Below are 10,172 nucleotides of genomic sequence, written 5' to 3'. Positions count from 1 at the left end.
CATTGGCCTCGAACCACCGGTAGGTGGTTCCGGAATCTCCTGCCTTCCGGCAGGAGAGGAAGTCAACCCTTGCTCGCTCCCAGGGTGAGTCCGGCGACGAAGTGGCGTTGCAGCGCGAAGAACACGACGAGCGTGGGCAGGGCGACGATGATCGACCCGGCCGAGAGCAGGTTGTAGTCGACGAAGAAGGCGCTCTGGAGGTTCTGGAGCGCGGTGGTGATGGGCAGCTTGTCCCCGCTGGACAGCAGCGCCAGCGCCCAGAAGAAGTCGTTGTAGATCCAGGTGACCAGGAGGGTGGCCAGGGCCGCCAGGCTCGGGCGGCACAGCGGGAGCACCACCCTCCAGTACTGCTGGAAGACCGATGCCCCGTCCACCCTGGCCGCCTCCAGCAGGGAGGCGGGCATGGCCTTCATGAAGTTGCTCAGCACGAACGTGCAGAACCCGATCTGGAAGGCGGTGTGGATGAGGACCACGCCGATGTGGCTGTCGTAGAGGGAGCCGGACTCGCTGATCCAGTACGGCAGGGGGATGGAGGTGTAGAGCCGGAACAGCGGGACGAGCAGCGCCTGGGCCGGGAGCAGGTTCGCGGCCAGGAACACGGCGAGCATCGTCAGGTTGAACCCGCGCGAGTAGCTGGAGAGCACGAAGGCCGCGCAGGAGGACAGGAACAGGGTCAGCAGCACGGCCGGGACCGTGATGACCAGCGAGTTCCAGAAGTAGCCGGGCAGCTCGCCCTCGTTCCACGCCCGCGCGTAGTTGTCCAGGGTGAACCCGCCCAGGGAGAGGTAGCCGTGCAGGGCGGTGTACTCGTAGTCGCGCAGCGAGTTGACCAGCGCCCACAGGATGGGGAAGAACCAGGCCAGCGCGGTGGCGCCGAGGAAGGCGTGCAGCACCAGCCGGGCCGGGCGGACCCTGGGGCGGCGGTGCCGCCGGGAGGCGTCGGGGAGGGTCGTGGCGGTCACCGGTAGGCCCCTCTCAGCATGGTGGACACGTAGACGACGATGAACACCAGCGAGATCACCAGCATGACCACGGCCAGCGCCGAGCCGAAGCCCACCCGGCTGGCCTCGCCGATGACGTTGGAGGTCACCAGCGCCGATATCAGCTCCAGGCCGTTGCGGCCGCGGTTGATGATCCACACGATGTCGAAGGCGCGCAGCGCGTCGATGACGGTCACGACGAGCACGACCAGGTTGATGGGCAGCAGGGCCGGGAAGACGACCCTGGTGAACGTGCGCACCGGCCCGGCGCCGTCGATCGCGGCGGCCTCGCGCAGGGAGGGGTCGACCGCCTTCAGCCCGGCCAGGTAGAGCAGCATGATGTAGCCGGTGTGCCGCCACCCGGCCGCGACCAGGACCGCGTACAGGTTGATCTCGGGGTCGCCGAACCAGTCCACGGGCGGAACGTCGGCGACCACGGCGAGGAAGGCGTTGAGCAGCCCCTGGTCGCGGGAGTAGACGAGCTGCCAGATGAACCCGACCAGGGCCAGCGACAGCACGACCGGCATGTAGAAGACGCTCCGGTAGACCGAACCGCCGCGCAGCTCGCGGTCGAGCAGCACGGCCAGGAACATCCCCAGGAGGGTGGGGACCGCGAACAGCGCTACCAGCCAGACCAGGTTGTTGCGCAGGGCCGGTGCGAAGGGCGGGTAGATCGTGAACGCGTCCGTGTAGTTGCGCGTCCCGATCCACTCGATGGTGTCCAGGCCGCCGATGCCGTCCCAGCGGGTGAAGGACAGGACGACCGTGGCCATCGCGGGCAGCCAGACCAGGCCCACCACGAGCAGGGCGGGCACGCCCAGCATCAGGCCGAGGGCGATCCGGTCCCCTCGGCTGTGGCGCATGCTCCCGCGTGCGCGCGGGGACCGGCCGGGCGGGGCCTGCGCGGACCCCGGGGTCGGGTTTCGAGGCGGTGAGGGGGCGTTCGACACCACACCTGCTCTCCCTTCTGGTTCAGCCGCCGAAGATGGAGACCTTCTGGCGCTGGATGCTGGCGGTCAGGTCGGCGATGTCGTCCGGCTGTTCGAGGAAGCGCTGGAGCGCGGGGATCATGACGACGGACGCGAAGTCGGGACGGGTGTCCCGGTCCATGTACTGGGTGAGCGCTCCCGCGTTGGCGACCATGTCGTTGACCTTGGCGTCGAGGGCGCTGAACCCGCTGGTGTCGGCGTCCAGGTGGGTGGGGAGCGCCTGCGGGTCGATGGCGGTGTAGATCTCCTGGGCCCGGAGGGTGCCCAGGTGCCCCACGAGTTCGCGGGCCCCGTCGGGGTTGCGCGGGTCCCCGGAGAGCATGAACCCGTCGATGGGCGCCTCGACGGCGTCGGCGCCGATCGCGGGGTCGAACTCGGGGAAGGCGAAGCAGTCCAGGTCGTCCAGGTCCTCTCCCTCGGGGAAGACGTGGGTGATGAACATGCCGCAGAGCATCATCCCGGCCTCGCGCCGGACCAGGGCGGTCTGGGCCTCGTTGATCCCCCGGCCCAGGGGGTCGGGCTGGTGGTGGGGCAGCAGCTCGGCCCAGGTGCCGAAGACACTCCTGACCTCGGCGGAGTCCCAGGAGTGGTCGCCGTTGAGCAGCTCCAGGTGGAACTCGGGGCCGTTCAGCCGCAGGTTGAGGTGGTCGAACATGCCCATCGCGGGCCAGCCCTCGCGGATGCCCGAGGCGAGGGGTTCGAGCCCGTCCGCGCGCATGCGCACACACAGCTCCTCGAACTCCGCGCGGGTGGCGGGGACCTCGTAGCCGTGCTCCTCGAACACGCTCCTGCGGTGGAAGACCGCCCAGGGCGCGGTGGAGTCGGGGACGATGTACTGCTTGCCGTCGTCGGCCGTGCACAGCCCGCGCACCTGGTCGGTGAAGACGTCCCCGAAGTGGCGGTCCCAGACCTCGGAGACGTCGCTGATGAGGCCGCGTTCGGCGAAGAAGCGCGTCCGGTAGCCAGCGAACCAGCCGATGACGTCGTCCGGGGTGCCCTGGAGGTAGTTGTTGACGCTCTCCTGGAAGGCGGTGGACTGGAAGGTGTTGACCTCCACGGTCAGCCCGGAGTCCGCCTCGAAGAGCCCGACGCTCTCGGCGACGGCCTCGCGCTGGGCGGGGTTGGCCCGGTTGGAGGCGAGGGTGACCAGGTTCGGGTCCCCGCGCCGGCCCGCTCCGCAGCCCGCCAGGGAGGGCAGGGCCAGCAGCGTTCCGGCGCCGGCCAGACCGCGCAGCAGGGTGCGGCGCCTCAGGCCCGGCGGGCCGGGCGGTCCCGACGATCCCGGTGGTCCGTGGTGCATGGGGGCCTCCTTCGAAGGGGGTGAACTGATGTGAAGGCGGTCACACGAACGTTTTAATATGTTCGACACGCACCCCCGGCTCTGTCAACAGGTCCCAACGTTTTCCAACAGTTTTCCGGCGAGAGGGTGGGTACCATTGACACCGGAGGGGAACCTGGAACACTGGATCCAACACATTCCCACATTTTCGATCATGCCTGGGGGGCGGATGCTGGCTGCGCAACGGCAGGAGCTGATCCTCGAACAGGTGCGGCGCAGCGGGGCGGTGCGGGTGGCCGACCTGGTCGAGAGCCTCTCGGTGTCGGACATGACCGTGCGCCGCGACCTCGACGCCCTGGAGAGCCGGGGCGAGGTGCGCAAGGTGCACGGCGGGGCCGTGGCACCGGAGGGCGCGCGCACCGAGGAGCCCGGTTTCGAGGCCAAGTCCACCCGTCAGGAGGACGAGAAGCACGCCATCGCGCGGGCCGTGGCCGAGCTGGTCGAGCCGCACAGCGCCGTGGGCCTGTCCGCGGGCACCACGACCGCCACCGTCGCCGAGTACCTCACCGACACGCCGGGGCTGACGGTCGTCACCAACTCGCTGCGCGTGGCCGAGGTGTTCCACCGGGCCGCGCGGCCCGACCAGACCGTGGCGCTCACCGGCGGCTTCCGCACGCCCTCCGACGCGCTCGTGGGCCCGCTCGCGCTCGCCTCCGTGCGCGGCCTCAACCTGGACGTCCTCGTCCTGGGCGTGCACGGCATGCAGGAGCGCGCCGGGTTCACCACGCCCAACCTCATGGAGTCCGAGACCAACCGCGCCCTGGTGGAGGCCGCCGCCTCCCTCGTGGTCGCCGCCGACCACAGCAAGTGGGGCACGGTCGGGATCAGCACCATCGCGCCGCTGGACCGCTGCGACGTGCTGGTCACCGACTCCGGAACCGACCCGGCCGTCCGGGCCGCGCTGACCGAGCACGTGGGCCGCCTGGTGGTCGCCGACGTGCGACCGAGGAAGAGGGAGGACGGATGAGGAGGACCTCGGCCCGGCTGGCCGACGGCCGCGAGATCGTCTACTTCGACGAGGGCGACACCGCCCGCGAACCCGCGCCCGACCTGCGCGAGCTGCCCCCGTCCGCGACGGGCGCGGAGATGCGCTTCGACCCCCTGCTGCGCGAGTGGGTGGTGGTGGCCTCCCACCGGCAGGGCCGCACCCACCTGCCTTCCAGCCACGACTGCCCGCTGTGCCCCTCGGCGGAGGGGCGCCTGACCGAGGTCCCGGCCGCCTCCTACGACGTGGTCGCCTTCGAGAACCGCTTCCCCTCGCTGGTGCGCGACGACGGTCGCGCCCTGGAGGGGGTCGGGGAGCTGGAGCCGTCCCGGCGCGTGGCCGCGGGCCGCTGCGAGGTCCTCGTCTTCGGCTCCGACCACGACGCGTCCTTCGCCGACCTGGGCCCCGAGCGGGCCCGCACGGTCATGGCCGCCTGGATCGACCGGACCGAGGCGCTGTCGGCGATGCCGGGCGTGGAGCAGGTGTACTGCTTCGAGAACCGGGGGCCCGAGATCGGGGTGACCCTGCACCACCCGCACGGACAGATCTACGCGTTCCCCTTCGTCACCCCCCGCACCCGGCGGATGCTCGACTCCGCCGAGGAGTACCGCGAGCGCACCGGCGGCTCGCTGTTCGCCGACGTGCTGCGCGCCGAGCAGGAGGCCGGGATCCGGGTGGTGGCCAGGACCGAGCACTGGACGGCCTTCGTCCCGGCCGCGGCCCGCTGGCCCGTGGAGGTGCACCTGTACCCGCACCGGCAGGTGCCCGACCTGCCCGCGCTGTCGGAGGAGGAGCGCGAGGACTTCGGCCGCCTCTACCTGGACCTGCTGCGCCGCTTCGACGCGCTCTACGACGCGCCCCTGCCCTACATCTCCGCCTGGCACCAGGCGCCCGTGCGCGACCGGCGCGACCTGGCCCACCTGCACCTGGAGCTGTTCTCGGTGCGGCGTGCGCCGGGCAAGCTCAAGTACCTGGCCGGAACCGAGTCCGGCATGGGCGCGTTCATCAGCGACGTCGCGCCCGAGACCGTCGCCGAGCGGCTGCGGGAGGTCGCGCCGTGAGGCTGCTCGTCACCGGGGGCGCCGGATACGTCGGGAGCGTGGTGACCGCCCTGCTGCTGCGGGCCGGCCACGCCGTGACCGTCCTGGACGACCTGTCCACCGGGCACGCGGACGCCGTGCCCGAGGGGGCCCGGCTGGTGGTGGCCGACGTGCGCGAGGCCGCCGACGTGCTGGACCCGTCCGTGGACGCCGTGCTGCATTTCGCCGCCAAGTCCCTGGTGGGCGAGTCGGTGGCGGACCCGGGCAAGTACTGGCACACCAACGTGTCGGGGACGCTGGCCCTGCTGGAGGCCGTGCGGCGCCACGGCGTGGGGCGCGTGGTGTTCTCCTCCAGCGCCGCCGTCTACGGCGACCCCGCGGGCGACGCGCCGATCCGCGAGACCGACCCGGCGGTGCCCACCAGCCCCTACGGCGCGAGCAAGCTCGCCGTCGACCACATGCTGGAGTCGTGGGCCGCGGCGCACGGTGTCGGCGCGGTGAGCCTGCGCTACTTCAACGTGGCGGGGGCGCACCTGGGCTTCGGGGAGCGGCACGAGACCGAGACGCACCTGGTGCCGAACCTGCTGCGGGTGGCCGCCGAGGGGGACGGGCACGCCAGCGTGTTCGGCACCGACTACCCGACCCGGGACGGAACGGCGGTGCGCGACTACCTGCACGTCGCCGACCTGGCCGACGCGCACCTGCGCGCCCTGGAGAGCGTGCGCCCGGGCGTCTTCCGCGTCCACAACCTGGGCACCGGCGGCGGGCACAGCGTGCGCGAGGTGATCGAGGCGGTCCGGCGGGTGACCGGCCGCCCGGTGCCCGTGGTGGACGGCCCGCGCCGCGCGGGCGACCCGGCCGTCCTGGTCGCGGCCAACGACCGGGCCCGTCAGGAGCTGGGCTGGACGCCGGTGCGCACGCTGGAGGAGACCGTCGCCGACGCCTGGGAGTTCGTCCTGGCGCGGCGCGGCACGGCCTGACCCCCATCGCACAGCAGGAAGGCAGGACCTCGTGGACGACGTGACGACCGCGTTCCACTCGGCGTTCGGGTACGGGCCCGAGGGCGTGTGGACCGCGCCGGGGCGGATCAACCTCATCGGCGAGCACACCGACTACAACGACGGGTTCGTGCTCCCCTTCGCCCTGCCCCACGCGCTGACGGCCTCGGCCGCCCGGCGGACGGACGGGCGGGTGCGGCTGCTCTCCCGGCAGTCGCCGGAGGAGTACGCGGGCCCGGTGGGCGACCTGGTCCCCGGCGCGGTGGAGGGGTGGGCCGCCTACCCCGCCGGGGCGCTGTGGGTCCTGCGGGACGAGGGCCACCCGGTGGACGGGCTGGACCTGCTGGTGGACAGCACGATCCCGAGCGGGGCGGGCCTGTCCTCGTCGGCCGCGCTGTCGTGCGCGGCCGTCATGGCCGCGGCCTCCCTGTACGGGGCCGACCTCGCGCCGGGCGGGGTGGCCCGGCTGGCCCAGCGGGTGGAGAACGACTTCGTGGGCATGCCCTGCGGGATCCTGGACCAGTCCGCGTCCATGCTCTCCACCGAGGGGCACGCCCTGTTCATGGACACGCGCACCCTGGAGACCGAGCAGGTGCCCTTCGACCCCTCCGCGGACGGGCTGACCGTGCTGGTGGTGGACACCCGCGCCCCGCACCGGCACGTGGACGGCGCCTACGCCGAGCGCCGCCGCTCGTGCGAGGAGGCCGCGCGCGTCCTGGGGGTGGCGGCCCTGCGCGACGTCACCGACCTGCCGGGCGCCCTGGCCGCGCTGCCCGACGACGTGTCCCGCCGCCGGGTGCGCCACGTGGTGACCGAGAACGAGCGGGTGCTGCGGGCCGTGGACCTGCTCCGGTCCGGGCGCACACGGGAGGTGGGGCCGCTGCTCACCGCCTCCCACGCCTCGCTGCGCGACGACTACGAGGTGAGCGTGCCCGAGGTGGACACCGCGGTGGACGCGCTGCTGGCCGCGGGCGCGCTGGGGGCCAGGATCACCGGCGGCGGCTTCGGCGGGTGCGTGGTCGCCCTGGTGGAGACCGGGCGCGTGGAGGCCTGCGGGAAGGCGGTGCTGGAGGCCTACCGGGAGCGGGGCTTCGAGGAACCGGCCGCGTTCGGTGCCCTGCCGTCCGCGGGGGCGCGCCGTCTGCACCCCTGAGGCGCCGGGCGGGGAGCCGCGGGCGATCGGCCCCGACCGGGAGTGTGGGAGCGCTTCCATGGACAATGGTGAGACGGTGGACACAAGGGACGAGGGAGCACGCATGGGACTCAGGTTCGGTCTGCTGGGCACCGGCTACTGGGCCGCGGAGACGCACGCCGCGGCGCTGGACGCCCACCCCGGCGCCACCCTGGCGGGGGTGTGGGGACGCGACGCGGTCAAGGCGGCGGCGCTCGCCGAACGCTACGGGACCCGGGCGTACGAGGACTTCGAGGCGCTGCTGGACGACGTGGACGCCGTGGCGATCGCGCTGCCGCCCCACATCCAGGGCGACCTGGCCCTGCGCGCCGCCCGGGCGGGCAAGCACCTGCTGCTGGACAAGCCGCTGGCGCTGTCGACCCTGGCGGCGGACGCGGTGGTCGCCGAGACCGAGGCGCGCGGGCTGGCGTCGGTGGTCTTCTTCACCAGCCGCTTCTCGGACAACGTGGTGGATTTCGTGGACTCGGCCGCGGCGGAGGGCGGCTGGCACGGCGTGCGGGCGACGCTGTTCGCCTCGATCTTCGAGCCCGGCAACCCCTACGGCGGCTCGCGCTGGCGTCAGCAGAAGGGAGGCCTGTGGGACGTGGGCCCGCACGTGCTGTCGCTGGTGCTGCCCGTGCTCGGCCCGGTCACGCAGGTGACGGCGATGGCCGGGCCGCGCGACACCGTGCACATGCTCACGCGGCACGAGAGCGGCGCGGTCGGCTCGTTCGCGGTGACCGTGGACGCCGCGCCCGAGGCCAAGGCCTTCGAGGTCGTGCTGCACGGCGATCGGGGCTGGGTGCCGGTGCCCGGCGGCGACCGGAGCCCGGTGCAGGCGTTCGGCACGGCGGTCGACCGGCTGCTGGCACAGGTGGAAGGAGAGGTCGGCGACCCCTGCGACGTGCGCTTCGGCCGGGATGTGGTGGCCGTGCTGGAGGCCGCCGAGGCCTCCGTGCGCCTGGGCCGGGCCGTGGGCGTGGACGAGGCGCTCGGTTAGCGGCACGGGACGGCGCCGCCCGGAGGCGGACCTCGCGGGTCGGCCTCCGGTGCGGCGGCGGTGCCTCTCCGGACCTCGTCGGCCGCGGGGTCAGGCGGTGCGGCCCTTCGCTCCCCTGGAGTAGAAGCCGTCGGCGAGGTAGACGATCGCTGCGGCCACCAGCACCTGGATGATCAGCGTGATGATCCACCCGGCGCCGAAGAGCCCCGCGGCGATCCAACCGCCGATGAAGGCGGCCACGATGCCCAGGACCAGGGTCAGCCAGATCGGCAGGTGCTGTTTGCCGGGGACGATGAGGCGTCCCAGTGCGCCGACGATCAGGCCGACGATGATCGCACTGATGATTCCGGTGATCTCCATCTGTTCCTCCCGGATGTTGACGCCCTCACCCCCTGCCCGCTCGGTGACGGCGAAAACACGCGGGACACGCGCCCGGCACCAAGGCTTTGCGCGTTCCGTGCCCGGCCGTGGCCTGGCCGGCTACCAGTTCGCGACCGCCTGGAGGGCCAGGGCGAGGAGGCCGCGCGTGATGGACTCGGGCATCGGCCGGTCCACGCGCAGGGCGGCGTAGAGGACGGTCATCGGCAGCGCCACCAGGGCGGCGGCGGACAGGAGCGCCACGCCCTCGGCCAGCGGCGTGACGAGATCCCCCGCGGCGACCGCGCCGAGCGCGGGGTCGGCCGTGAGCGCGGTCAGGGCGGCGACCCCGAGGGCCAGGGCCGCCACGACCAGCAGCGTCGTCCAGAGCACCCGGTGGCCGCCGAGCCAGCGGGTCAGCGCGCGGCCGAGCACGTGCAGCGGTTTGACCACGAGCCACAGCAGCACCGGTGCGAGCAGGAGGCTCACCAACAGCACGGAGGCCATGCCGTCCTGGGAGACGGCGAGCGCGCCCATGGAGTGCGCGGTCGCCAGCACCACGAACACCAGGGCCCAGGTCAGCGCGTAGACGCCGAGCGCGATGAGGCTGCGCGTGCGCAGCACGCGCCTGCGCGCGGTCGAGAACTCCTCCCGGGGCGGGCTCCCTGTTCCGGCTGTCCTGGCGGTCGTGTCCACAACCCTGGCCTCTCTCCTCGGGGGCACCGGCTCTCCTCGGCCGCGGCGTCGGCCCCGCGGCGCGGGGGCCGGGGTGCCCGACAGCGGATGCGACGCACGCGCGGCCCGGACGGTTCTGCCCTTCGCAGAACGCCTGTGGACGCACTCCCCCGCGAGACCGCGGCGGCGTAGGCTCGTCGGGTGAGACCGTCGCGCACGACAACCGTGGAGGCCCGATGACCGACGTCCTGAGTTCCCTGGACGAGGCCCGCGCGGGCAGGCGCGCCGAGGAGCCGCCGGAACCCCTCATGCGCGACCTCATCGGCGACCTGCTGCGGCGCACCCGCAACGAACAGGGCCGCACGCTGCGCGAGGTGGCCGAGGACGCCCAGGTCTCGCTGCCCTACCTGTCCGAGATCGAGCGCGGGCGCAAGGAGGCCTCCTCCGAGGTGCTCGCCGCCGTCTACCGCTCCCTGGGGCTGAGCCTGTCCGACGTGCTGGGCGGGCTGTACGAGCGCACCGTGACAGCCCGGCTGACCCGGACGGGCACCGGTCTGGGCGACTACCGGCCCGCCACCGCGCCCGCCCACCAGGCCCGGGTCCTGTCGCTGGCCGCCTGAGGGGGCGGGCCCCGGGGC

11 protein-coding genes are annotated in these 10,172 nt (G+C 73.0%); 6 read left to right on the top strand and 5 right to left on the bottom strand.

Annotation, left to right across the window (positions count from 1 at the left end):
* Positions 1-62: 62 nt before the first annotated feature.
* The 3 genes from DQW06_RS08420 to DQW06_RS08410 all read right to left on the bottom strand — a co-directional run bounded on the left by DQW06_RS08420 (position 63) and on the right by DQW06_RS08410 (position 3,269).
* Positions 63-962, bottom strand: coding sequence for a carbohydrate ABC transporter permease (locus DQW06_RS08420; protein WP_117198244.1), 900 nt, complete (start codon positions 960-962; stop codon positions 63-65).
* Positions 959-1,843 (bottom strand): carbohydrate ABC transporter permease, encoded by an 885-nt coding sequence (locus tag DQW06_RS08415; RefSeq protein WP_041553374.1) that lies wholly within the window; start codon positions 1,841-1,843, stop codon positions 959-961. The genes DQW06_RS08420 and DQW06_RS08415 overlap by 4 nt, the downstream gene beginning before the upstream one ends.
* Positions 1,844-1,952: 109 nt before the next feature.
* Positions 1,953-3,269, bottom strand: a complete 1,317-nt coding sequence (locus tag DQW06_RS08410; RefSeq protein ID WP_013155896.1) for an ABC transporter substrate-binding protein — start codon at positions 3,267-3,269, stop codon at positions 1,953-1,955.
* A 208-nt stretch (positions 3,270-3,477) separates the two neighbouring features.
* Here DQW06_RS08410 and DQW06_RS08405 point away from each other — a divergent pair, with 208 nt between their 5' ends.
* The 5 genes from DQW06_RS08405 (at position 3,478) to DQW06_RS08385 (ending at position 8,502) form a co-directional block, all read left to right on the top strand.
* Positions 3,478-4,275, top strand: a complete 798-nt coding sequence (locus DQW06_RS08405; RefSeq protein WP_019609372.1) for a DeoR/GlpR family DNA-binding transcription regulator — start codon at positions 3,478-3,480, stop codon at positions 4,273-4,275.
* Positions 4,272-5,354 carry a galactose-1-phosphate uridylyltransferase gene (galT, locus tag DQW06_RS08400; protein ID WP_013155894.1) on the top strand — a complete coding sequence of 361 codons (1,083 nt, stop codon included), beginning with the start codon at positions 4,272-4,274 and terminating at the stop codon, positions 5,352-5,354. Before DQW06_RS08405 ends, galT begins: the two co-directional genes overlap by 4 nt.
* Complete coding sequence (gene galE / locus DQW06_RS08395) at positions 5,351-6,313, top strand: UDP-glucose 4-epimerase GalE (protein WP_071621103.1); 963 nt, start codon at positions 5,351-5,353, stop codon at positions 6,311-6,313. The genes galT and galE overlap by 4 nt, the downstream gene beginning before the upstream one ends.
* Positions 6,314-6,344: 31 nt before the next feature.
* On the top strand, positions 6,345-7,484 hold the full coding sequence (gene galK, locus DQW06_RS08390; protein WP_071621101.1) for a galactokinase: 1,140 nt from the start codon (positions 6,345-6,347) through the stop codon (positions 7,482-7,484).
* Between the two features lie 103 nt (positions 7,485-7,587).
* Entirely contained in the window at positions 7,588-8,502 is a 915-nt protein-coding gene (locus DQW06_RS08385; RefSeq protein WP_041553373.1) for a Gfo/Idh/MocA family protein, read from the top strand.
* Positions 8,503-8,592: 90 nt separating this feature from the next.
* Here the strand turns inward: DQW06_RS08385 and DQW06_RS08380 are convergent, their stop codons facing one another.
* A complete protein-coding gene (locus tag DQW06_RS08380) occupies positions 8,593-8,862 on the bottom strand; it encodes a GlsB/YeaQ/YmgE family stress response membrane protein (RefSeq protein WP_013155890.1) in 270 nt (89 codons plus the stop codon).
* 120 nt (positions 8,863-8,982) lie between these two features.
* Positions 8,983-9,582, bottom strand: coding sequence for a hypothetical protein (locus DQW06_RS08375; RefSeq protein ID WP_013155889.1), 600 nt, complete (start codon positions 9,580-9,582; stop codon positions 8,983-8,985).
* A 188-nt stretch (positions 9,583-9,770) separates the two neighbouring features.
* On the opposite strand from DQW06_RS08375, the gene DQW06_RS08370 reads away from it, so the two are divergent.
* On the top strand, positions 9,771-10,154 hold the full coding sequence (locus tag DQW06_RS08370; RefSeq protein ID WP_013155888.1) for a helix-turn-helix domain-containing protein: 384 nt from the start codon (positions 9,771-9,773) through the stop codon (positions 10,152-10,154).
* Positions 10,155-10,172: the final 18 nt, after the last annotated feature.

Origin of the sequence: Nocardiopsis sp. TNDT3, from assembly GCF_003427465.1 — a bacterium.
In the GTDB taxonomy this organism is placed as follows: domain Bacteria; phylum Actinomycetota; class Actinomycetes; order Streptosporangiales; family Streptosporangiaceae; genus Nocardiopsis; species Nocardiopsis dassonvillei.
Note: the sequence above shows the minus strand (reverse complement) of the source record. Positions and strands in the feature narration are given on the sequence as shown.

Coding starts and splice junctions, on each gene's coding strand:
- DQW06_RS08415 (WP_041553374.1), bottom strand. CDS start 1,843: ATGCGCCACAGCCGAGGGGACCGGATCGCCCTCGGCCTGATGCTGGGC.
- DQW06_RS08410 (WP_013155896.1), bottom strand. CDS start 3,269: ATGCACCACGGACCACCGGGATCGTCGGGACCGCCCGGCCCGCCGGGC.
- DQW06_RS08405 (WP_019609372.1), top strand. CDS start 3,478: ATGCTGGCTGCGCAACGGCAGGAGCTGATCCTCGAACAGGTGCGGCGC.
- galT (WP_013155894.1), top strand. CDS start 4,272: ATGAGGAGGACCTCGGCCCGGCTGGCCGACGGCCGCGAGATCGTCTAC.
- DQW06_RS08385 (WP_041553373.1), top strand. CDS start 7,588: ATGGGACTCAGGTTCGGTCTGCTGGGCACCGGCTACTGGGCCGCGGAG.
- DQW06_RS08380 (WP_013155890.1), bottom strand. CDS start 8,862: ATGGAGATCACCGGAATCATCAGTGCGATCATCGTCGGCCTGATCGTC.
- DQW06_RS08370 (WP_013155888.1), top strand. CDS start 9,771: ATGACCGACGTCCTGAGTTCCCTGGACGAGGCCCGCGCGGGCAGGCGC.